Source organism: Ruegeria atlantica, from assembly GCF_013032505.1.
Taxonomy (GTDB): domain Bacteria; phylum Pseudomonadota; class Alphaproteobacteria; order Rhodobacterales; family Rhodobacteraceae; genus Ruegeria; species Ruegeria atlantica_F.
In genome coordinates, this window is sequence record NZ_WQCG01000001.1 from 886,475 (window position 1) to 909,416 (window position 22,942).

Genomic DNA, 22,942 nt, shown 5'->3' on the forward strand with positions numbered 1-22,942 from the left:
GATGCTTTTGCGGACAACAGAGAATTTGAGCCTGTCTGGCTTAGAACTAGGCAAGTAGAGGTGAAACCGTTGCTCTTCGATCCAAACTTGAAGGTGGCTTGGGTCAGCGGCACAGAAGACTAACGATCATTTTTGGGAAATTATCCTGCTGCATACGAGACAGCGATAAGCGTCCGTTTTGGTGCCTTGGCGAGACTTTGCAAAGTCCGCTTTCTGCGCATCGCAGACCTTCGCGCCCTCAGGACCACTTGCGTGCCCAGCACACGCTGCCTTTCGCCAACAGAAGTCTGGGTTTAAACAATGACGCTGGGTGGAGCGCCTCAGAGATCGAGCGTCCTGACGATTTCGAGGCGCATATGGAGTGCCAGAACAGTTAGGCCTATAAGGCTATCCAGCGCCTTGGCACGGCGCTTTTGATTCATCGCGCTGACTAGCCGGATGATCCGAGCTAAGTGGGCCGTTCTCGCGCGTGCATGAATGCAAAGGGCATCTTCCGTGAAGAATTCCAGTGACTTCTCTTACATGTTCTCTAAACTCCGGGCAGTTGTTAGTCAGAATTGACGTGGGAGTTTGGGCTCAATTGGGCGACAAAAAGGCTTCAGGGACCCCAATAAGTCCCGCGCCATCATCTGCGCCAATTTCGGAGTTAAGCGCAGCTGATCAACAGGCGCGGTTTGAAGCCACCGCTCAGGTGATGCAGGCGATCTCTGTGACCAAGGACGACGTTCAGCCGGTTTGCGATCTGATTGTTACGCTTGCCAAAGACCTTTGCGACGCTGTTTTTGCTGGTCTGGTTCTTGGACAGGAAGGCGACGCTCTTCAGCGGCTCGTGGCCAGTGTTAACCTGCACCCTGACATTCAGCAGCTCTGGCGCGACGGCAAATACACGATGGAGCCGGGCAATTCTCTGGTGACTGAAACAATCCTCAGCGGCGAGACCAGACGCGTTGTGGATATGGGAGACACTGATTTCCACAAATCCGGTGATGAGCGGTTCAAGCTGATTGTCGACAAGCATGGGTGCCGCAGCAATCTGTTTGTTCCGTTAAAGGTGGATGGCGGTGCAATCGGATGCTTGATGTTGGCGCGAGACGAGGTGCGGCCCTATACCGACGATCAGGTCAAGCTCGTCGAAACCTTTGCCGCCCAAGCGGTAATCGCCATTGAGAATGCTCGCCAATTTCGCGAATTGCAGATCCGTCTGGCACGCGAAGGCGCCACGCGTGAAGTTCTCGAGACAATTAGCCGATCGCGGGAAGATGAGACGCCGGTGTTCCAGACGATCCTGGAAAACACAGCCCGGCTTTGCGAAACGGATGTCGCCACACTAAGCCTTTTGAATGAAGCAGGAACCCACCTCGAATATGCGGCCCATTTCGGTGATCAGTTGGCGACCTACGAGGTTGGCGTAGATCGTTGGTCACTGGTCTCACATCTCCAGATTGCGGAGTCCGTTCGCGAGGCACGCGTTATTCACAATGTCGATTTGCGCCTGACTGACCAGTATATCAAGGGCGACCCATGGCGCCGTCAACTTGTAGACGAAGAAGGTGTCCGGTCATTTCTGACGGTCCCATTAATGTCGGCAGATGGCACGCCCGTGGGCGTTATCGGGATTTACCGACGTGAGGTTCGGGCCTTTACAGACGACGAGATTTCTCTGGTTGAGGGCTTTGCCGCCCAGGCCGTGATCGCCTTGGACAACACGCGACAATTGAATGAGCTGCACACGCAATTGGAGCGTCAGACGGCAACGCAGGAAATTCTGACGGTCATTAGCCAAAGCCGTGATGACGATGCGCGCGTCTTTGATTCAGTGCTTCAGCAGGCCACCAAGGTATGTGATGCAGATCAGGCGGTACTTATTTTGATCAACGCTGCAGGGACCCACGGGAGGTTGGCTGCGAATTGGGGGCATCAGAGAACCGAATTTGATGTTGGAGACGAGTGGCAGTTGGATGAATCGATTCCAATAGCCACTGCGATACGAACAGGTAAGGTTGGTCGCATCGATGATTTGACCGACACGTATTTTTATCGCTCGGGCCATCCTACAGCTGCCATGATGGTTGAGATCGAAGGCATTCGGTCACGCGTTACAGTCCCCCTGATGCAAGGAGATCAGGCCATCGGTGCCATCGCGGTCAGCCGCCGTGAGGTGCGGCCATTTGCTGACCCTGACGTGCAGTTGATTGAAGAATTCGCCAAGCATGCAGTCATTGCCATCGAAAACACGCGCCAGTTTCGTGAAGTTCAGGAACGACTTGAACGGGAAGAAGCGTCGCGCGAAATCCTCGAAGTCATCAGCCGCAGTCGCGATGACGATAGCCCTGTCTTCAATAGCATACTCGAAAATGCCAGCCGTTTGTGCAAAGCGCCGCTGGCCTTTCTGTGTGTCGCCGATCACGAACGTGGCCTCGCAACAATTCCGGCCAATATCGGTGCGCGAACGGATTTTGATGAGGCCCTGAAGGGGTTCGTGGAGCCCTTGACGCGCACGGAACTCGTTGCAATCCGCCCTATGATCGATGGCCAGGTCATCCGGCAAGACGATATTGCAGATGATCCGCTTTATTATCAGGATCGCGATCCAAAACGGGTTCAGATGGTTGAAGTGGAAGGGGCTCGCTCGGTCCTTGCGGTACCGTTGATGAAAGACGACACGGGTCTTGGGGTGATCGTTCTCTATCGCCGTGAAGTTTCGCCATTTTCGGATGATGATGTCGCTCTGGTCCAAACCTTTGCGGCCCAAGCCGTGATCGCAATGGATAACGTACGCCAGTTCCGAGAGGTGCAGGACCGTACCGCGGAAGTCACGCAAGCCTTGGAGTATCAGACTTCAACATCCGAAGTGCTGCGTGTGATCTCAGCGTCTCCCAATCAACTGTCGCCCGTTCTGGACGCCATTCTTAAAGAAGCGTCGCGCATCTGCGAATTGCAGGATGCCTATGTCGCAATGCTCGACCCGGACGATGGGCTTTTTCATGTGCACTCGACGCTCACACAAGACACGGCCTTTGCAGAGTACGTCAAAGCTCACCCGATTTCGCCAGCGGAGAACGGTGTAAGCGGGCGTGCAATCTTGTCGAAACGCACAAGCTATGTCGAAGATGTCGAAGCAGATGACACCTATACCTGGTTGGAAGAAAGCGGCGTGGGTGATTACAAATCATTGCTTGGACTTCCGCTGGTAAAAAACGGGGAAGTCGTAGGCGTTATCTCTCTTGGGGCGCCAGTGGTCTCGGGTTTTTCCGCCAAACAGATCAAACTGCTGGAAACTTTTGCGGATCAGGCGGTTATCGCGATTACCAACGCAAACCTTTTCCACGAGTTGGAGGAGCGGACAGAAGAAGTCACGCAGGCGCTGGAGTATCAGACCGCCACTTCAGACGTATTGTCGGTGATTTCGCGATCTCCGAATGAGCTGGAGCCGGTACTGAAGGAGATACTTAGAGTCGCCAGCCGGATTTGCGAGCCAAAATATGCGGCAATCTCGATTCTGAATCCCCAAGACAACCTTTACCATACTGACATCATGCTCGAATTTGACAGTGATTTCATGAAGTTCATGAAGGCACACCCAGTGCCGGCAGGTCATGGGAGCGGTATTGGCCAAACAGCTGCACGTGGAGAAACAGTCTACTACGAGGACACTGAAGCTAACGAATACGCCTGGAAGGAAGCCGCACGTATTGGCAAGTATCGCTCGCTTCTGGGTGTCCCATTGGTCAAGGAAAAGGTTGTGGTCGGTGTGATCGTGCTCTGCCACGACAAAGTTGCACCATTCAATTCAAAACAGATCGCGCTCTTGGAAACGTTCGCCTCCCAAGCGTTGATTGCTATCAATAACACACGGCTTTTTGAACAAGTTCGGGCGCGCACGGCCGAGGTCGAAGAGGCATTGGTGCGCGAACGTGCCAGTGCTGAAATCTTGCACCTCATCAACGAAGCATCGTCCGAAATCCAGCCTGTGTTCGACCTTGTCGTGCAAAAATCCGCTGAGCTTTGTGGGGCGCAGTTCTGCGTTCTCGAACGCTTTGACGGCAATCTCTATCATTTCTGCGCACAATACGGGTTTCCGAAGGCTACTTTGAAGGCACTGACTTCGGACTATCCATTGAAAGCTTCCAAGGGTCATCTGGCTCCATTGGTCGTGGAAAGCGGCGAAGTCCAGCATCTAGCAGATGCACGGGGGCCCGAGTATTTCAGCCCAGAGCTTGCCCGAAAGGCTGGGTATCGGCGCTTGATGGCCGTACCGATCCGGGCAGAGGCGCGGATTTGGGGCGTCATAATTGTCGGTTGGGCCGAGGCAGGACCGCCGCAACAAAACAGCGTCGAACTCGTTCAGGGTTTTGCGAATCAAGCCAGCATCGCCATCGAGAACGCACGGCTATTTCGGGAAACTCAGGAACGCACTGCTGAAGTCGAGGAGGCGCTGAAGTATCAGACGGCGACGTCTGAAGTGCTCGACGTCATCTCGCGCTCACCCAACGATCTTCCTCCGGTTTTGGACGCCATTCTTGAGGTCTCGTCGCGTATCTGTTCACCGGAATACGCGTTCTTTGCAATGAAGGATGCTGACGATGGCCTATACCGCGTGGCCATGTCCCACAATGTAAGTGATGCTTTTCTCAAATTCCTGTCCGACAACCCTATCGCGCCAGAAGAGGGGTCTTGCATCGGGCGCACGGCTCTGCAAGGCAAGACGGTCTATATAAAAGACACCCGCAGGGATCCGACTTACACATGGAAAAAAGCGGCTGAGATCGGGGACTATCTTACCACTCTTGGTGTCCCTTTGGTCAGCAATGGCGTAACCGTTGGCGTTATTGTTATGGCGCATCGGCAGGCAGCTGCGTTTAGCGACAAACAAGTCAGCCTACTCGAAACCTTCGCGTCCCAGGCCGTGATCGCCATCAACAATACGCGACTGTTCAAAGAAGTGCAGGCCCGCACTGCAGAAGTTGAAGAGGCATTGGGGTATCAGAAGGCGACATCCGAAGTGCTCGAGGTGATTTCCCGTTCCCCTGACGCTTTAGAGCCGGTTTTGGAAGCGTTGGTAGCGGTTTCGTCGCGCATCTGCCGCCTGCAGGATGCTTTCGTGGCGCTTAAGAAACCCGAGGATGGAAAATTTCATTTCTTTGCCGGGCACAATCTCACAGAGAGTTTTGCCAAATTCCTCGAGTCGCATCCATTTGAACCGGGCGAAACGTCGGCGACCGCCCGGGCGCTCTTATATGGGCGCGCCGACTACGTTGAGGATACTCAAGCGGACCCTAACTATGATCCGGTCCTTAGGTCCAACTTGCAAGGATACAGGTCGGTTCTCTCTGTACCTTTGATACGCGACGGTGACACGATTGGTGTCATCAGTATGGGCAGCCGAAATAAAGCCGCCTTTGAGGACAAGCAAATCAAGCAGATGGAGACCTTTGCATCGCAGGCGATCATAGCGATTCAAAACTCTCGATTGTTCAACGACACGCAAGTCGCACTCTCGCGCCAAACTGCAAGTGCGGATGTCCTCAGAGTGATCTCGGAATCTCCGACAAATACCAAACCGGTTTTTGAGAAGATCGTTGAACTGGCCACCGCACTGATCGACTGTGACTTGTCGATTGCCATTCAAGCCAATGAGTCTGAACTCTGGCAGGTTGCCGTAGCAACTCCGGACGGAGCCCAAGAAGTCACTTGGGAAGAGCGGCTCCCAATCGACCCTGAAGATAACTTACCGTCCCAGGCAATAAAAAACGGCAAGACTCTGCACATGCCAGAGCGGCGGTTTGATGAGCTCCCTCCGCGCGACCAAAAGATCATCCGCGAGAAAGGGTTTAAGTCATCCTTGATCGTGCCTTTGATGCGCGGGAAGGAGTGTTTTGGCGCCCTGGTTTTCATTCGAAAAACATCCACAGTTTTCAACGATGATGACGTGGCCATTGCCGAGTCGTTTGCCGATCAGGCAATCATCGCGCTGGAAAACGTGCGTCTGTTCAATGAAACTCAGGCTTCCTTAGCGCGCCAGACTGCCAGTGCTGATGTACTGCGGGTAATCAGCCAATCGCCCTCAGATACGACACCTGTTTTTGAGGCGATTGTGAATTCCGCGACACAGCTTGTTTCTTGTGACATGGCAGGCGCCGCTTTGTCAGATCACAGTTTCTGGTGGCAAGTGGCTTTGGCCACGCCAAAAGGTCTTCTGCGTGATTTCGGAAGAACCCAACACCCGTTGGACCCGAAGGATAATTTTCTGTCGTCCGTGTTACTGTCGGGGAAAACCATGCATGTACACGATTTGTCGTCGCAGGGCTTACCGCGGTTGGCCAAGAAGCTACATGAAGAAAGCGGATTTGAAGCTTTCCTTGGCGTACCGTTGATGCGCGGAGACAAGTGTTTAGGCGGGCTCTATTTCATCAGGAAATCAAAAATACCGTTCTCAGACGACGATATTGCGATGGCTGAGTCTTTTGCAGATCAGTCTGTTATTGCCATCGAGAACGTGCGCCTATTCCGCGAGGCCGAAAAGGCCCGTGAGGTGGCCGAGTCTGCTAACGAAGCAAAAAGTGCGTTCCTCGCCACCATGTCCCACGAAATCCGCACACCGATGAATGCCGTCATTGGGATGAGTGGGCTCTTGATGGATACTGAGTTGGACGCCGAGCAAAGCGATTACGCCAACACGATCCGCGACAGTGGCGACGCACTACTGGGCATAATCAACGAAATCCTCGATTTCTCAAAAATCGAAGCCGGGCAGATGGACATCGAGAGCCATCCTTTTGACCTGCGTGACTGTATCGAAGGCGCGCTTGATCTGATAGGCGGCAGAGCTGCGGAGAAGCAGCTTGATCTGGCCTATGAATTTGACGACGCTCTGCCTCTTGCAATCAGCGCTGATTTGACCCGGTTGCGGCAGATCCTGCTGAATCTGCTTTCTAACGCGGTGAAGTTCACTGAAAGCGGTGAAGTAGTTCTATCTGTTGAACAAACCGCCAATAAACGCGGATCGCTTGAGCTGACTTTCAAAGTCCGTGACACTGGTATTGGACTGAGCGAAAAGGGGATGAGCCGTCTGTTCCAGTCCTTCAGTCAGGCAGACAGCTCAACAACCCGCAAATATGGCGGCACCGGACTCGGCCTGGCAATTTCCAAGCGTCTTGCGGAACTCATGGGCGGCACCATGTGGGCACGAAGTGACGGTGAAGGGCATGGTTCGACCTTTATGTTTACGATCCGGGCCAAACCCTCCAAACCGGTCAAATCATCGTCGCGCGATCTGGTGGGCGTTCAGTCCGAGCTTGAAGGCAAACGCATCCTTATGGTGGATGACAACGCCACCAACCGTAAAATCTTGTCGCTCCAGACCGAGAAATGGGGCACTAAAACCACTACCTGCGAAACCCCGTCCGATGCGCTGGCCACACTTGAGAAGGCTCAAAAGTTCGATCTGGCAATTCTCGACATGCACATGCCAGAAATGGATGGTGAGGAACTTGCCCGGAAAATTCGGGCCAAGCATCCGGACTTGCCGCTGATCCTCTTTAGTTCTCTTGGTCCGCGCGACATTGACCTCGAAGACGGCCTCTTTGCTGCCAACCTCACCAAGCCGCTGCGTCAGTCGCATCTCTTTGACACTCTGGTCACGTTGTTTTCAACCGAAGATACCCCAGTGAAGCCGGCCAAGCCCGTAGACAAACCCCAGACCGATCCAGAGATGGCAAAACGCCACCCTCTGCGTATTCTGTTGGCTGAGGATAATTTGGTGAACCAGAAACTTGCGCTTCGCCTGCTTGAACAGATGGGCTATCGCGCTGATCTGGCCAGCAACGGCGCTGAGGCGGTCGAAAGCGTGAACCGGCAAGCATACGATGTCGTATTGATGGACGTGCAGATGCCCGAAATGGATGGGCTCGAAGCCTCACGCTGCATAAACAAAGATTTCCCCGGGGAAGACCGACCGCGTATAATCGCCATGACCGCTAACGCTATGCAAGGCGACCGCGAGATGTGTTTAGATGCCGGAATGGACGACTACATCGCCAAACCGATCCGCCTGCCTATTCTTATCGAAGCCCTTTTGAATGTTCCAAGGAAAAGCAAGTAATCCATGAAAAACGGCCCAATTGATCTTGATATCTTTGCTGAACTCAAGGACGCGACTGGCGACGAATTTGCCGCCGAGCTTGTAAACACCTTTCTCGACGAAGCCCCCGGCATGATTGCCGAATTGAAAGCGGCTGCCGACGCGTCCGACCCCGATGGATATCGCCGCGCGGCTCATTCCATTAAATCGAATGCAAACACCTTTGGTGCGACTACGCTGGCCGAGTTGGCAAGAAAAATCGAGCTCGGGGACATGCCCGCGACTGGCGACTTTACAGATGCGAAAGCTCTAGAGACCGCTTTCGCCAAAGCTGCTGTGGCCCTGCGGACCCTGTACAATGACTGATGTACCCGGCCATCTCCTCATCGTTGATGACAACAAAGTCAATCGGCTACTCCTGTCTCGCAATGTTGAACTGTTGGGGCACAAAGCCTCTGTTGCGGAGAACGGCCTCGTCGCGATGGAGATGTTGTCGAGTCAGTCCTATGACCTGCTTCTACTCGATATCGAAATGCCGGAAATGGACGGGTTTCAGGTTCTGGAGGCAATCAATGCGGACCCCGACCTGCGCGAATTACCGGTAATTGTGACCTCCTCTGTCGAAGGGCTCGACAATATTGTGCGCTGTATCGAGTTAGGTGCGGAAGACTACTTGCCCAAGCCGGTGAACAAGACGCTTCTCAGCGCCCGCGTCTCCAGCGGCCTTGAAAAGAAGCGATTGCGGGACGAACAAAGACGCCTGCTCGAGCGTTTCGCGACCACCGAAGTTGCGCAAGACCTGCAAGAGTCTGGCTTTGCCATCGGTGGTAAACGTGCAAACGCATCGGTTCTTTTTTGCGACATTCGCGGTTTCACAGCCCTTTCAGAAAACCTAGCACCCGAGGCAACAATTGATCTGCTCAACACCTTCTACACGTTGATGTTCGAGGCAGTGACCAGCAATGGCGGCATTGTCAGCCTTATGCTGGGAGACGGGTTGATGGCTCTCTTCGGTGTTCCACAACCTCTGAACAATACTGCGCAAAGTGCAGTAGCTGCAGGGCATGAAATGCATAGCATGATAGAGATGCTGAATCACGACCGGCTCGCAGATGGAGAACGGAATCTCAGGATCGGTATCGGTATCGCCACAGGCGAAGTCGTCGCGGGCTATGCCGGCACTGACAACCGGGCGACCTATACCTGTATCGGATCCGCGGTAAATCTCGCAGCCCGATTGGAAGCGGAAACCCAGAACACCGGAAGCCGGATTTTGGTCGATCAAGAGACCCTGGATCTGCTCGACGGAGTTGATATTCAGGAGACTTTTGGCGGGACACAGATCAAGGGCTTCTCCGATCCATTCGACATTCACGCTTTGTGATCTTCCGACACGAGTATCGTTTCTCAGATATCATTTCCTGAAAATTCGCTTAGGATCAAAGCACCCCGCCGTCGCAGCCAGTGAACTTGGTTTTGCTAAAACAGGTCGTATTTTTTCGCCTGGCCATGGACCTATTGCCACAGACAAAATCGGGCTTCATTCGATGCGTGGAGAGCAGATGAAGCGAACTGTGATAGATGATTATCATCCGGGTTTTTTAAGCAATTTGTCCGATTCAATGGCCGCTTTGCAATAGTGTAACATTTGCTTTGCACCGCAGCGAACTTCCGCATTCCGCCCATCACGACGAATGCTGCGCTGGTCTCTAAGGTCGTCTATGGGCTCGAAGCGGTCGCTCGTAGAGTTTGGACGAATGTCTGCTCCGCGGACAAAGCAGACATACCTTCGGAACTAAAGCGCTGAGAAAGATCTACCAATCTCTGCAATTTGCTGACCCTTGGGCTTTTAAACAGTCACAGCAGATTGGATCGGATAAACGTGGACAACTGCGATCGTTTCTATACGTAGTTAGCCGTTCCTTTGGTTTTATTCAGAATCCCGAAACCGCCGGGCGAGATAATCCACAAACGCGCGGGTTTTTGGTGCCAGGTTCCGCCTTTCGGCAAACATTACGACAATATCTGTGCTGGGTGGTGCATACTCCGGCATGACGTGGACAAGTTCGCCGGAGCTAAATTTAATGTTTGCCATATAGCAGGGCAGCCGTGCGATCCCGATGCCAGCAAGAGCGGCTCGAAAGACGACATCGGTGCTGTTTCCCTCAAAACTGCCCGTTGCTTCAAATTTTTCGCCTGCGTTCTGTTCGATGCTGTTCCAAGCGTTCCGTTGGCTTCTCCCAGCAACTCTCAAGCAATTGTGCTCAGCCAATTCGGCAAAATTCGACGGTGTTCCAGAACGCTCAAGGTATTCAGGTGAGGCACATAGTACCCTTCGACTCTGCATAATGCGCCTGATGACCATATCTGGATTTTTGCGTTGTTCCGCAAAGCAGATCGCCGCATCGAACCCTTCACTCCGAAGATCAATTTCTCGGTCGGTCAGATCCAGAGACATTTGAACCTCTGGGTTCTCATTCATGAACTCTGGCAAGGCAGGAATCAGTTGGGACTTACCAAATGCAACAGTGCACGCGATCCTGAGTTCTCCGCGTGGGACACCGTCAAAGCTATGGATCATCGCTTTGGCTTCATTGAATTTGTCAGCCATCGCTTTGCATTTTTCATAGAAATCTTGGCCTTCTCGCGTCGGAGAGACACCCGTTCTGGTGCGATTAAGAAGGCGGTAGTGAATCTGATCTTCAAGAAACCCGATCTGCTTACTTACTGCTGATGGGGTCTGCCCCATTGATCTTGCAGCCGCAGAGATGCTGCCCTGCTCGACAACCGTCGCAAAAATTAGCATTTGCGCAGAAATGTCCATGTGGTGACCTTTGCTGTTCCAAAATGGCATGGGGCCTTTGCCAAATTGTCGAATTGTGAGCGCTACCAAATACTTTTATCTCTGCATTGCAGCATAATTACCGCACCGCAGCAACGGACAAGGCAATATCATGGCAATTACTCGATCAAACAGCGGGCTAGATGTCGTTTTCGAAGCTGGCCGCACGTTCTTTCATCAAAAGCTGGACACGATACGCAGGGCACAGGCTAAACGCAGGGTTTATCGCGCAACGTATTATGAGCTCTCGGTGCTATCTGACCGTGACTTAGTAGATCTGGGCATTCCACGCAGTAGCATCAAAAGACTTGCTATGGAGGCTGCGTATGGCTGCTAATACCCATACGGCTGGTACAGATCGTGGTCACGCCATTGCTCTATCAATCAGCTTCCTGGTGTGGATCGGAGCCACGGCAAATGCCGTCTTGAAGACGCTTCAAATGGCCCGGATGCTCTCCACACTTTCGAAAATGAGCGACGACCAACTCGCACAGATTGGAATTTTGCGATCCGGTATCCCGGAATATGCAGCGAAATTAATGGCTGATTAATAGAGCAGAGGCCCTCAGGTCAGAATCTCACACGAAATTTGCTGGTCCTCGCTCCTCCCAGAGTAAACCAGCAAAAGCGGAGGCGAAAAAGCCAACAGGGAGCGCCAACGCAAAGGGCCAGCATTTTCACCTCCTCCCGAAAATGCTGGCCCAAACCACCCTGCCAAGCAGGAGCCGCGAAAGATGAGAGGCAGGAGAACATCACGAGACCCGATCGTTCGTCGTCTCCGTTTCGGCGATCAAGATAGCATCTGTGTTCCTTTTCTTCGATTAGATGACCAGACTCGGCGCGCATGGTTTTGTGGAACCGTTACCAATAAAGGGGATTTGGGTTGCGCGCAGAATGTCCTTCGGTACGACAGTATCGTTTGCCCGTCTCAACCCAAGTTCTTCTGACAAGACCCAATGCAAACCTCCAGGCGAAATTTTTTCGGAATAACCACCAGCAATGGCCGCTATCCATTCCGAAGCCGTCATCTGACCAAAAGAGTCAAATGACTGCCGTGAGCCCAAAGCAGAAACGCCATGCGATTAAGCAGAAAGACCTGCTAGCACCAAAAATCAGTTGTCAACAATCTTACTCAATTTCCGAGGATCGCGCCCAGAGATTGATTTCCTCTTCCGAGCTGACCTCATCAATCTTAGCGAGTTCCGCTTCGGTAAATTCCAAATTCTGGACCGCACCTACGCAATCCACGATCTGCTCAGGTCGCGAAGCGCCAATAAGGGCTGTCGTAATCCGGTCCCCTCTCAGCACCCAAGCAAGTGCCATCTGAGCTAACGATTGACCGCGTGACGCCGCTATGTCGTTTAGAGCCCTGACACTCGCCAATGAACGTTCGTTGATCATGCCGTCCAATAGAGACTTGCCTTGGGTCGCACGACTGTCTTCGGGAATGCCGTTTAGATACTTCGATGTCAAAATACCCTGGGCAAGTGGCGTGAACGCAATCGATCCCACGTTCAATTCGTCAAGCGTATCCAACAGCCCGTCCCGCTCAACCCAACGGTTGAGTAGGTTATACGACGGCTGATGAATCAGGCACGGCGTGCCAAGGTCTTTCAAGATGGCCAGCGCTTCGCGCGTTCGTTGCGAGTTGTAGCTTGAAATTCCGACGTAAAGTGCGCGCCCAGAGCGCACTATATAGTCTAAGGCTCCCATAGTTTCTACCAGAGGGGTATCTGGATCATAGCGGTGGGAATAAAAGATATCTGCGTATTCTAACCCCATCCGCTTGAGCGACTGATCACAAGAGGCCACGAGATACTTTCGTGATCCCCACTCCCCATAGGGGCCCGGCCACATATCGTACCCTGCCTTGGTAGATATGATGAGTTCGTCCCGATAGCCTGCGAAATCAGTTTTTAAAATTTCACCGAATGCTTCTTCCGCCGATCCCGGTGGTGGGCCATAGTTATTTGCTAAATCAAAGTGCGTTATACCCAAGTCAAAAGCAGTGCGGCAGAGATCGCGCTTTGTCTGGTGCGGGGTATCCCCACCAAAGTTGTGCCATAGCCCAAGACTTATCGCGGGTAGTTTTATGCCAGACTGTCCACAACGGCGATAGACCATTTGCTCGTAGCGGTCCGGATTAGGAAGAAATGGGCGTGGCCGAGGCTTCGGGGGGCGTTGTAAGTTGCTCATCTGTCCATAATCCGAGATCATCACCCCGTGTCAATTCAACGAGATAGTAATCGGCAATCAGCGAAGCCTGCTGTATAGACGGAACATGCCTCAGGCATTGCCAGCGCAGATTGTCAAACTGCAAACTAGCCCTCGAATAACGCGCGAACTTTCGACATGTCATAGGCATGTTCCGTCAGGTTTTCAGGATCCCATTCGCTTCGCTCAGCTTCAAAAAAATCCCCGCCGTATACGTGGATTGCTCCGGTCAACTTGGGGATAGGGTTTGTAACCGAGTGAATGAGGTCCTTACCAAGCGGAGCATATTCACCCGTCGACAATGCCCGAGCCCCCGCCGCTTCAATGCGTCCGTGAGGGTCATCTGCTACGCGCCGCCAAAAAATGTTATCTTCGCGGCCACCATAAATACCGATCACGGCCCACATTTCGTGATTGTGGGGCATTATGGTCATTCCTGGCTTCCATACGACGTTGACGATTGTCAGATCACCTGACTTGTAAATGGGAAAGATACCGCTTTCGGTCGGCTCTCCCAATGCTTGCGTCACGCCCGCGGGATCGCGCATCGCCCGGTCCACCACCTCAGCCACCGATTTGTGAGACGCGTCCTGATCTACTGCGGTCCGGCAGTCAGCTACAAACTGTTCCATGTTCCACATATCTTCAGCCCCCAATTGCATACGATAAATGCAACAGGGTAGCACAGGCTGTAAAATAGACGAAATTGGGACCCAGATTGCAGCTGCATGTATCGGGTATCTAAGACTTCCAATGACTGCTTAGCGTTCTTTCGCCAGATCGGGGCGGATGTCCACTTTGCAGAACCATCCGTCGATTGCATCGCATACATTAGGCTGTCTGTTTGCTTAATCGAAAATGCGTTCGCCCTGCTCGTCGATCACCTGTTTCGCCTTTGCGATGCTGAAGCTTTCGCCCTGATCACGGGTCTCAAAAACATCCGCCCGGATCACAGTATGGGTCTTGCGATCTCCGTCGATGGTCTTTTCGATACGGGCTAGAAGGCGGTATTTGCCACCTTCGGGCATCAGGTCCGGAAAGATTTCGAACCCTCTGTAAGAGACTGGCTCCAGCTCCGACTTTTCACCACCACCAAAGAGTTTAGAGAAGAGGGACATTGGGTGGTTCCTTTCAGCGTTGCTATGACGGGAGAATAGCGCCGCTTGGGACAGGCGTGAAGCATGTCTTGCTACCAGAACACTTGTCTTCGATCCGGCGCCACGCTTTTTGCGTTGCCTCATACGTTCAGATCCGCGGTAAAAGTCCATTCCCCCCCGCACCACTCTCCCTTGCACGGGCGGCCCAAAATCGCCATTCTGACTCGCCGCCGCCAACGACCGCTTCAAGCCCAAAGCGAACTATCAAATACCCGATCTCAGTAGGTGGCTGAAGAACCAAGCTTTCGTTGATAACCGTTGAGATTGAGATTTCAGATCGACAGCAAGTTCACGGCAAAAATATGAAAGTCTTCACCGGAAATCTCTACTATTCGTTCTCGAGAGAAGTAACTGAACCTTTTGCCAAGTTACTTTCAAGGCGAGCTAATATACCTTCATTTCAGAAAGCGGCTGGACAACGCTCTGTCCTGTAGGGAGCCTACAAATGAAAAAGAGTATGCATCATAAAGATCCTGCTCCAAACTTCTTAGGGCTCACGTTCTGGTATCAGTTGGTCGTGCTGGTGTTCTTGACAATAGCGTCATTAGTCCTCGCTTCGTCTGTACTGGTCCCTCTGTGTTTTGCGGCCCTCTTGTTCGTTCTCCTTACAGCGACTGCGGATCGTATCAGCAGATTCAAGATATTCGGAAGTACCGTCCCGAAATGGCTTGCGCATTTGGCCGCAATTTCAATTGTGTTAATCGGCCTCTCGCTTGTGTTGTCGATACTATCCAGTCAAGCCGGCGAGGTTTCGGAAGCGTTTCCGCGCTATGAGGAACGGTTTTCCAGCATAGTCGCAAAGCTGGTATCACTGGTTGGGCAAGACAACTATGCAGCCGCGGTAAAGGCCTTGGAGCAAATCAACCTGACTGGGTTCGCGAAAGGAGTGATCGGGTCTGCCGGGGCGTTCTTAAGCGCGTTTTTCCTGGTGCTGCTCTATGTGCCATTTATGATGGTCGAACGCGTTCCAATGCGCGCTAAAATTAAGCTTGCAATCAAAGACAGGGAAGCCGCTGAAAAAGTTCATCGCGTTCTTGAGAGCACGTCAGACAGCATTCAAAGATATGTTGGCATCAAAACGCTGGTGAGTGCCCTGACTGGCTTGGGCAGTTATGCCGTAATGGCATCCGTCGGCCTAGACTTCTCTGAAACCTGGGCCGTTCTTGCGTTTTTGTTGAATTTCATCCCGACAGTCGGCTCTATCGTCGGCGTCGCGCTTCCTTCAATTGTCGCACTGGTACAGTTTGAAGAAGTCGTGCCCTTTCTTGTGGTTCTGATTGGTTGTGGCGCAGTTCAATTCTCTATCGGCAATATCCTGGAGCCAATGCTGCTTGGGAAAAGCCTGAATTTGTCGCCATTCATGGTCATTTTGGCGCTCACGTTTTGGACTGCGATCTGGGGCATTGCCGGGGCGTTGATGAGCGTCCCGATCACCGTGTGCATCATGATTGTACTTTCGAATATCCCGTCTACGCAGCCAATCGCGATACTGATGTCCGGTGATGGTAAGGTAAACAACACTAACGCAGTGAACAGCTAAGCGCGAAAGACGTTCGCCAAACTGGATGGCGGCTTTTTACCTGACTCTATCTGCGAGTGTATGTGTCAGCCCCGCATGGAACGTTCGAAACACCGTGCCAAGTCTGAGTTTAAGGAGAAACCCGCACTACTTACCGCTTGGGAAAACGAAGTTCAGCGCTTTTGGTTTAATTGAAACCTCAAAGCGTTGATCGATCATCGGCTCGCCGTCCAAATTCATGTGAAACGGTTGGGAGGTTTCCAGAACCATAGATCTCAGACGAGAGCGCTGTACAATACCATCCTTGGGATCCGAGATATCCGGCAGTCTGCCAAAGGGCAGATTTTCTGGCATTAAACGCTCTGCGGAAAGCACGCTTAAATCGAGCAACCCGTCGGACACTTCCGCTTCAGGCGCCACGTCAAAACCTCCGCCTGCATAGCGGCTGTTCGCAATCGCGATCGCGGAAATGGAAACGTCGTACGGGTCTCCATTATCGATTGCGATTTTCGCTGGAACAGACTTCGCATCAGATAGACGAGCAAGCCCAAATAGCGTGTACGCAAGCCCACCGAGTCTTTTCTTCATTTCTTTGGGTGTCGTTGCGGTGATCATCGCTCCAAAACCGCCGCTGGCGACATTCACAAACGCCCTGCCGTTTATGTATCCGACATCGATAGGCCGCGCGTCCCCCGATGCGGCAATTCGAACAGATGTCGCCAAATCCACCCCCTTATCACCATATGACCGGGCGAAATCGTTCGCCGTCCCCAAGGGAACAAGGCCCAGCGAGACAGGCGATTTTGTCTTCAACTTCAAAACAGCACTCGCGACCGAGTTCAAAGTGCCGTCACCACCGCCAGCGATTATCCGGGTTACCCCATCGCCCACGGCTTCTCGGAGTGTCTTCTTCAAGTCTTTTCCTGACCAAGGAATACACACCCTAATGCCAAGCTCTTTTTCTAATGGCCGGACAGCAGAACGCAGATCGGGTCTTGCTGCGGACTTCCTATTGAGAACTAGCAGGGTACGTTTGGCCATGGTTCCAGCATAAAACTCTGGCACGTTGGGGCAACTGCTTTAAAAGTTCTACGTCAGAGGCGTTTGGGCTGATCACGGCTAAAACCTTGTGATAACAGCGGTTCCTGGGGACGTCGGTCCATTCATGGCGCGAAGTTCATTGCTAGCCTCTTCCAATCGGATTTCTCTGGCAACCATTGGCTGGATATCCACTTCGCCACGTTCGATCATTCCCAGAAGGCGGGGGTATTTCCAGGAAGGCATACCACGAGTGCCGAAAAACGAGAGTTGTTTGGAATAGATTGCCCGCATGTTCACCTGCATCTGGCCGTCGCCCGACGGCATACCAATTTGCACGTGTCGACCAAGGATAGCGAGACACTCTAAGGATGCGTTCGTCGTTGTTTCGATCCCCAGCGCTTCTATGGAAACCTGTGCTCCTCCATCCGTGATATCTCGGATCGCTGCGGCGGCGTCTTCTTTGCTTGCATTTACTGTGGCGTCCGCACCGTGAAGCTTTGCATGCTCAAGTTTTTCATCTACGACATCCACCACAACAACTTGGCATCCGAGCATTTTTGCCAATAGAAGAACGGACAAGCCAATCCCTCCTGTTCCGTGGACAGCCACCCATTCACCAGCTGTAACATCTGCACGGTCAGTCAAAGCATGCCAAGCAGTGGTTACGCGACACCCAAGCCCTGCCGCCAAGGCAGGAGACAGCGTTTCTGGCAAGTGAACCAAGTTGTGGTCAAAAGGCACTGCAACGTATTCTGCGTAGGCACCAGGCGTTCCAAATCCAGGAACGATTTGATTAGCACAAGTGTTTGATACGCCTGTTTGACAAGCGTTGCAGCTGCCGCACCCCAAGATGAATGGAGCTATGAGGCGGTCACCAACATTGTGCTTCGCTTGAGGCCCTGCCTCTACCACAGTCCCACAATATTCGTGCCCTAAGATGGAGCCATTTTGAACCTTGGGGTGTGCACCAGACCATCCATGGTAATCCGAGCGGCATACGCCACAGGCAGCGACCTCAAGGACCACTCCATTGCCTGGGCAAGTTGGATCCGGGACCGTCTCAATCGAAAGGTCTTCACAAAATTCTCTTACGACTGCAGCTCGCACTTAGCGCTCCTAAAGATTTGGTTTCTTTGATCGAGCAATTCGGTTCGGTCGAGATTAAACAGGTCTATCGCCTTTCACAGTCACACGTCGCCCTTTTCGCTCTGCGGGCCAATAGTCCCAGATAGCACGATGCATACAGCACCGATTGTCCCAAAAGGCCATGTCGTTAAGCGACCACCTGAACCGGATTTGATAGTTGATTTGTTCCGCATGCTCGAACAGCAGGTCGAGGATCGCATCGCTTTCCTTATCCGACAAGCCCACAATTTTTGTCGTAAATGTTCGGTTCACAAACAACGATTTCCGGCCCGTTTCCGGATGAGTTCTAACAATCGGATGAACCGCTTCGGGACAATCAATATCGCTGTCTTTTTGGCCCCGGTCGCTATATCGGCCTTTATAGATATGCTCTGAACTATGAAGTGCAGATAACCCGTTGATCATATCTTTTATCGGCTCAGAAAGATCATCGTAGGCCGCATACATATCACTGAACATAGTGTCCCCACCACAGGGAGGGGCGATATGGATTTGTAGCATAGTTCCAAGGGGCGGCGTCTCATCGCAAGAGACGTCAGAGTGCCAGAACTCACCGTTTGCTACCTTGGAATTCTTGGTTGCATGGATTTCGAAAATCTCCGGATACCCGTCCATTGTTGGGGCTGCAGGGTGCGCATGAAGCGGCCCAAAACGTTTCCCAAATTCGATGTGCTGCGCAGGTGGAATTTCCTTCTGCTCTTTGAAGAACAGCACTTGGTAGGTGTGAAAGGCGTCGCAGATTTCCGCAAACTGACTGTCAGGCACGGGCCGGCTTAGATCGACTCCATAGATCTCAGCTCCAAGGTTTGGTGCGAAGGGTTTGGCAACGATGGAATCATAGGCGTTGGATTTGGGAGCAACCATAAGCACCTCTGGGTTTGGTTTCGTGGGCATGCTATGCGCAAGGTACACATCAACAAAAATGAACAAAAACGAAAAATCTTTGACTAATCGGTGAAAAACTTTCACGTATTGATCACGGTTTAGGCGGTAGTGAGATTATCGAAATGAGCATCCGGTCACTGCGAACTCTGATCGCAGTTCATCGACATGGTAGCTTCCGTGCCGCGTCAGAGGCGGAGCATCTAACTCCGTCGGCGGTCAGTCACCAGATGCGGAATCTGGAGGTCACGTTGGGGCTCGTTTTGTTTGACCGATCGGCCAAATCACCCAAACTGAACCATGCCGGGCTAACGTTCGTCGGAGAGGCCGCTGCGGTGGTGGCCGCTTATGACGGTTTGGCGGAAAAGGTGAAGTCGAACAACGATCTCTCGGGTGAAATAACTTTGGGAGCCGTTCCAACGACCCTGACTGGATTAGTGCCGATTGCGCTAGCGAGGCTAAAGTCGGTGCACCCCGATATCCATGTACGGATTGTCCCAGGTTTGACCAATCAGCTTTTGCTACAGTTGGACCGCGGGCAGATTCAAGCGGCGATCATCTCCCGACCAGATGTTCTGCCAAACACGTTGGAATTCTCTGAAATTGTAGCCGAGAAATTGGTCCTGCTTGTCTCGGAAAACACCTCAGATTTGCCTCCGAAAGAACTGCTTGGTGCGTCACCTTTTATTCGTTTTACGCGTGATGCGGTTGTAGGAAGGCAAATCGAGACTTGGCTGCAAAGAAAGGGCATTGAAGTCAAAGACGCCATGGAGCTAGAGAGCCTTGAAGCAATCTCAAGTATGGTGGCCGCTGAACTTGGCGTATCAATCATACCAGACAGCCGCTTAGCTGCATATGACCACTTGCGGCTCAAAAGGATCCCCCTCGAAACGAACGGACCTAAGCGCATTGTTGGCTTGGCAAGTATGACGGCGTCGCCTCACACCAAAATGATCGACGCAGTTACGGCGGCGCTATTGGAAGCAGCAGATAGTTAGCGGGTTTATCTGGGAGTTGGCACTCCAAAAGGTATCCAGAAGACACTTTCGACCAATTGAACCAAGAAAACTGGAAGTCAAAATTGGGCTTGGTTCAGTCATTAGCATGCAACGTGGAGAAAAACGGCTTCGAGCCCATAACGAACACTCATCCGATGTCGTTTTGCCGTTCTGCAAAGTATCTCTGGCATTATCCAATGCAAAATTGAGAGATGGTGAGGCAATGTATGGCCGGAAAAACAGTATTTACGCTCATTATTTGCAGTCTATTTTGCTGAAAAACATACAGTTCTGACATGCAAAACACCTGCATTCGAACCCATCTCACGAAAACTCCCTGTAAATTGCAGGTTATCAGGGAAATCCAGTCCAAAGCGACCCCGCCAAATTGCGTCACTGAAACTTGGGCTTGAATTGCACTCTGAGTGTACGGTTTGCTTCGTCTCTGATTGAAAGCGCATGCGCCAACTCGCGGGAATTACGACACAATTCCGGGTCAGAAAACACAGCTGAAGCGAGACAGGTATGAGTGGCGGTGCTGTCAGACTAATTCGAACCAGTCTCAGTTTGCTGCGGAAACCGCGAAACTATCCAGGACAAAGTTGACGCCACTCGCTACGAGCGGCGGCGCGGGTCAGCTTGACGTTGTCTCGACTGGCGAGCGATCTTTCCTAGTTGAAGTGGTTGTAGACGGAGGAGTGGACGGTGGCGAATTTCTGCAAACTTCGCATGCGCCTGAAACGCTGCATCGCGCGCTCACGTCGTCGAAACGGCAGTTGCAAGTTCTCGACGCGGTTGTTGTGCCACCTGCCCGTCCGTTGTTTTTCCAGTGCACCCATTTCTCTGAGCGCAGCCTTGTAGGATGCGAAGCGATCTGTGACTACTTTTTCAGCTTTGCCGTACCGCTTAATTAATTTCCTGAGGAATTTCAATGCTGCAGCTTTGTTTCGACGTTTGGTGACAACGGCTTCCAGCACCTCACCTTCGTGATCAACGGCCCGCCAAAGATAGTGTCGCTTGCCATTCACTTTCACGAAAACCTCGTCCACGTGCCACTTCCATTTCGAGAATGCGCGCAGCTGCTGAACACGCTTTCTTCGGGTATCTGACGGTTTCATGGCTCACGTCGATGCCTCGCTTATGAAGCAGATCTTCGACATTTCGAAGCGAGAGTGGAAACCGAAAATACGGTGCTGTCGGACGAATTCGAACTCGTCTCTATTGGGCCAGTGACGCTGTCCTTTATCCCGCACCAAGTTCGCGCCATTCGGTAAGAACGGCGTTGCGTGTCAGCTTGAAGATGTCTCTGCTGGCTAGCGATCTTTCCTGGTTGAAATGGTTGTAAACGGAGGAGTGGACGGAAGCGAATTTCTGCAAACTTCGCATACGCCTGAACCGTTGCATGGCGCGTTCTCTGTGTCGGAACGGCAGGTGCGAATTCTCAACACGGTTGTTGAGCCATCTGCCCGTCATTTGCTTTTCCAACGCACCCAAGTCTCTGAGCGCCGCCTTGTAGGATGCAAAGCGATCTGTGACTACTTCTTCAGCTTTGCCGTGCCGCTTCATCAATTTTTTGAGGAATTTCAGTGCTGCAGCTTTGTTTCGGCGCTTCGTGACAACGGCTTCCAGCACCTCGCCTTCGTGATCAACAGCCCCCAGAGATAGTGGCGTTTGCAATTTACCTTCACGAAAACCTCGTCAACGTGCCACTTCCATTTTGAAAAGGCTCGGAGTTGCTGAACACGCTTTCGTCTGATCTCGGCAGCAAACATTGGGCCAAACCTGTTCCACCAATATCGGACAGTTTCGTGACTCACCTCGATGCCTCGCTCATGCAGCAGATCTTCGACATTCCAAAGCGAGAGTGGAAACCGAATATACAGCATCACCGCCAGGCGGATGATCTCAGGACTGGTTTTGAAGTACTTGAAGGTGGCAGGTTTGGTCATTCCTAAATGTTATGCACCCGCCCTGCCCCGCTCAAGCAAAGTTAATCTGACAAGACCCCGAAATGGTCAAAACAAAGGAAGAGGCGCTAAGCGCAACGATCGCAAAATAGAAATTAAACAGAATACTTTTAGAGTTTGTAATGACTATTTTGATTTCGAACCTGCCGTAGACTTCCTCTGCAACTTTTCGCCCAGTGGAAGAAAAGCTTAGCGACTATGTTAACTTTTAATTGTCTACTAGTTTTCGCGATTCAGGGCGGTTTCTCAGTCGATATAGCAATGGGTCTGAGCTCGCGAAGGGAGTCATTACACTCCGGCGAAGAGTATTTGTTTCTTGCGATCTGCATCCCTTTGACACAAAACGAAATCGTTCTCATGCAAAAAACCCTGAGGGGAGGACGCAACTAAAAAATGCCCAAAATCATCTCGCCCTGCGACTAGCGCAACCAAAGTTTTCACTCCGTTTTGCTGTTTCATTGAGGGCTTTATGAAACGCAACGCCACACCAATGCGTCTATCGTCCGTGTTATTGGGCCCTGATGCGTGAAAGAGATGCCCGTGATGCATGGATGCCTGCCCTGCACGCAATTCGGCAGCAACTGCATCTTTTTCGTTCACATCGACTGCGATTTCCTGCCCACGTGACAAAAGATTGTTTTCGCTGAAGGTGTCCACGTGAGGCACGATCCGGCTTTTATGGCTGCCAGGAACAAACCTCATACACCCGCTTTGCTCAGACGCTTCTGAAATCGCAACCCAACAGGTTACCTCTTCAGCATCATCCAAACCCCAATAGGTCAAGTCTTGGTGCCACGAGACTATCTTCGATGATCGCGCTTCTTTTACGAAAAGTGCACCGCTCCAAACCATGAGGTCCGGCCCCAACACTTTTGAAGCAGCCTCAATCAGCTTCGGATGGCGAAGAAGTGCATCGAATGATGGTATCAGCCTGTCTGGATAAGAATATAGAAGCTTGAGTTTCTCTGGGTCGTCTCTGAGAATAAGCTCTGCTTTCTCAAAATCATCGCGCAGCGTTTGGACCTCGGAAGCTGTCAGGATATCCAGCGGAGCTACGAAACCGTCTCTTTCATAAGTCTTTGCAATATCACGCATT

15 protein-coding genes and 4 pseudogenes are annotated in these 22,942 nt (G+C 52.1%); 8 read left to right on the top strand and 11 right to left on the bottom strand.

The window, feature by feature from the left end:
* Window positions 1-709 precede the first annotated feature (709 nt).
* Genes GOW92_RS04330 through GOW92_RS04340 form a run of 3 tightly spaced genes read left to right on the top strand, consistent with a single transcriptional unit; the run spans window position 710 to window position 9,464 of the window.
* Window positions 710-8,101 (top strand): GAF domain-containing protein, encoded by a 7,392-nt coding sequence (locus tag GOW92_RS04330; protein ID WP_170558312.1) that lies wholly within the window; start codon window positions 710-712, stop codon window positions 8,099-8,101.
* Window positions 8,102-8,104: 3 nt separating this feature from the next.
* Window positions 8,105-8,446 (top strand): Hpt domain-containing protein, encoded by a 342-nt coding sequence (locus tag GOW92_RS04335; RefSeq protein WP_170558314.1) that lies wholly within the window; start codon window positions 8,105-8,107, stop codon window positions 8,444-8,446.
* Window positions 8,439-9,464, top strand: coding sequence for an adenylate/guanylate cyclase domain-containing protein (locus GOW92_RS04340; RefSeq protein ID WP_170558316.1), 1,026 nt, complete (start codon window positions 8,439-8,441; stop codon window positions 9,462-9,464). The genes GOW92_RS04335 and GOW92_RS04340 overlap by 8 nt, the downstream gene beginning before the upstream one ends.
* A 546-nt stretch (window positions 9,465-10,010) precedes the next feature.
* On the opposite strand, the gene GOW92_RS04345 is transcribed toward GOW92_RS04340, so the two are convergent.
* A complete protein-coding gene (locus GOW92_RS04345) occupies window positions 10,011-10,934 on the bottom strand; it encodes a LysR family transcriptional regulator (protein ID WP_254452891.1) in 924 nt (307 codons plus the stop codon).
* 100 nt (window positions 10,935-11,034) lie between these two features.
* Between GOW92_RS04345 and GOW92_RS04350 the strand changes: the two genes are divergently transcribed.
* Together GOW92_RS04350 and GOW92_RS04355 are read left to right on the top strand one after the other, a co-directional pair.
* Complete coding sequence (locus GOW92_RS04350; protein ID WP_170558318.1) at window positions 11,035-11,259, top strand: DUF1127 domain-containing protein; 225 nt, start codon at window positions 11,035-11,037, stop codon at window positions 11,257-11,259.
* Window positions 11,249-11,473, top strand: a complete 225-nt coding sequence (locus GOW92_RS04355; protein WP_254452892.1) for a DUF1127 domain-containing protein — start codon at window positions 11,249-11,251, stop codon at window positions 11,471-11,473. The genes GOW92_RS04350 and GOW92_RS04355 overlap by 11 nt, the downstream gene beginning before the upstream one ends.
* A 577-nt stretch (window positions 11,474-12,050) precedes the next feature.
* Here GOW92_RS04355 and mgrA read toward each other — a convergent pair.
* From mgrA to GOW92_RS04370, 3 genes are all read right to left on the bottom strand, one after another.
* Window positions 12,051-13,118 carry an L-glyceraldehyde 3-phosphate reductase gene (mgrA, locus tag GOW92_RS04360; protein ID WP_170559341.1) on the bottom strand — a complete coding sequence of 356 codons (1,068 nt, stop codon included), beginning with the start codon at window positions 13,116-13,118 and terminating at the stop codon, window positions 12,051-12,053.
* 125 nt (window positions 13,119-13,243) lie between these two features.
* A complete protein-coding gene (locus tag GOW92_RS04365; RefSeq protein ID WP_254452893.1) occupies window positions 13,244-13,768 on the bottom strand; it encodes a hypothetical protein in 525 nt (174 codons plus the stop codon).
* Between the two features lie 216 nt (window positions 13,769-13,984).
* Window positions 13,985-14,254 (bottom strand): HlyU family transcriptional regulator, encoded by a 270-nt coding sequence (locus GOW92_RS04370; RefSeq protein ID WP_170544884.1) that lies wholly within the window; start codon window positions 14,252-14,254, stop codon window positions 13,985-13,987.
* Window positions 14,255-14,738: 484 nt separating this feature from the next.
* Here GOW92_RS04370 and GOW92_RS04375 point away from each other — a divergent pair, with 484 nt between their 5' ends.
* On the top strand, window positions 14,739-15,833 hold the full coding sequence (locus tag GOW92_RS04375; RefSeq protein WP_170558322.1) for an AI-2E family transporter: 1,095 nt from the start codon (window positions 14,739-14,741) through the stop codon (window positions 15,831-15,833).
* Window positions 15,834-15,959: 126 nt separating this feature from the next.
* On the opposite strand, the gene GOW92_RS04380 is transcribed toward GOW92_RS04375, so the two are convergent.
* The 4 genes and pseudogenes from GOW92_RS04380 to GOW92_RS04390 form a co-directional block, all read right to left on the bottom strand.
* Complete coding sequence (locus GOW92_RS04380; RefSeq protein WP_170558324.1) at window positions 15,960-16,853, bottom strand: YegS/Rv2252/BmrU family lipid kinase; 894 nt, start codon at window positions 16,851-16,853, stop codon at window positions 15,960-15,962.
* 78 nt (window positions 16,854-16,931) lie between these two features.
* On the bottom strand, window positions 16,932-17,432 hold the full coding sequence (locus GOW92_RS25295) for a zinc-binding dehydrogenase (protein ID WP_368040259.1): 501 nt from the start codon (window positions 17,430-17,432) through the stop codon (window positions 16,932-16,934).
* Between the two features lie 138 nt (window positions 17,433-17,570).
* A pseudogene (locus tag GOW92_RS25300) lies at window positions 17,571-17,960 on the bottom strand (alcohol dehydrogenase catalytic domain-containing protein); the annotation flags it as partial.
* A gap of 54 nt (window positions 17,961-18,014) precedes the next feature.
* Window positions 18,015-18,968 carry a TauD/TfdA dioxygenase family protein gene (locus GOW92_RS04390; protein ID WP_217356498.1) on the bottom strand — a complete coding sequence of 318 codons (954 nt, stop codon included), beginning with the start codon at window positions 18,966-18,968 and terminating at the stop codon, window positions 18,015-18,017.
* A gap of 38 nt (window positions 18,969-19,006) precedes the next feature.
* On the opposite strand from GOW92_RS04390, the pseudogene GOW92_RS25305 reads away from it, so the two are divergent.
* Window positions 19,007-19,177 (top strand): annotated as a pseudogene (locus GOW92_RS25305) (LysR family transcriptional regulator); the annotation flags it as partial.
* Window positions 19,178-19,219: 42 nt separating this feature from the next.
* A complete protein-coding gene (locus GOW92_RS04395; protein ID WP_368040260.1) occupies window positions 19,220-19,879 on the top strand; it encodes a LysR substrate-binding domain-containing protein in 660 nt (219 codons plus the stop codon).
* Between the two features lie 587 nt (window positions 19,880-20,466).
* On the opposite strand, the pseudogene GOW92_RS04400 reads toward GOW92_RS04395, so the two are convergent.
* The 3 genes and pseudogenes from GOW92_RS04400 to GOW92_RS04410 all read right to left on the bottom strand — a co-directional run.
* A pseudogene (locus tag GOW92_RS04400) lies at window positions 20,467-21,067 on the bottom strand (IS6 family transposase); the annotation flags it as partial.
* Between the two features lie 54 nt (window positions 21,068-21,121).
* Window positions 21,122-21,828, bottom strand: a pseudogene (locus GOW92_RS04405) (IS6 family transposase).
* Between the two features lie 306 nt (window positions 21,829-22,134).
* Entirely contained in the window at window positions 22,135-22,941 is an 807-nt protein-coding gene (locus tag GOW92_RS04410; protein WP_254452894.1) for a phytanoyl-CoA dioxygenase family protein, read from the bottom strand.
* Window position 22,942 lies beyond the last annotated feature (1 nt).

Coding starts and splice junctions, on each gene's coding strand:
- GOW92_RS04355 (WP_254452892.1), top strand. CDS start 11,249: ATGGCTGCTAATACCCATACGGCTGGTACAGATCGTGGTCACGCCATT.
- GOW92_RS04335 (WP_170558314.1), top strand. CDS start 8,105: ATGAAAAACGGCCCAATTGATCTTGATATCTTTGCTGAACTCAAGGAC.
- GOW92_RS04380 (WP_170558324.1), bottom strand. CDS start 16,853: ATGGCCAAACGTACCCTGCTAGTTCTCAATAGGAAGTCCGCAGCAAGA.
- GOW92_RS04350 (WP_170558318.1), top strand. CDS start 11,035: ATGGCAATTACTCGATCAAACAGCGGGCTAGATGTCGTTTTCGAAGCT.
- GOW92_RS04345 (WP_254452891.1), bottom strand. CDS start 10,934: ATGCCATTTTGGAACAGCAAAGGTCACCACATGGACATTTCTGCGCAA.
- GOW92_RS04410 (WP_254452894.1), bottom strand. CDS start 22,941: ATGCGTGATATTGCAAAGACTTATGAAAGAGACGGTTTCGTAGCTCCG.
- GOW92_RS04375 (WP_170558322.1), top strand. CDS start 14,739: ATGAAAAAGAGTATGCATCATAAAGATCCTGCTCCAAACTTCTTAGGG.
- GOW92_RS04365 (WP_254452893.1), bottom strand. CDS start 13,768: ATGGAACAGTTTGTAGCTGACTGCCGGACCGCAGTAGATCAGGACGCG.
- GOW92_RS04340 (WP_170558316.1), top strand. CDS start 8,439: ATGACTGATGTACCCGGCCATCTCCTCATCGTTGATGACAACAAAGTC.
- GOW92_RS04370 (WP_170544884.1), bottom strand. CDS start 14,254: ATGTCCCTCTTCTCTAAACTCTTTGGTGGTGGTGAAAAGTCGGAGCTG.
- mgrA (WP_170559341.1), bottom strand. CDS start 13,118: ATGAGCAACTTACAACGCCCCCCGAAGCCTCGGCCACGCCCATTTCTT.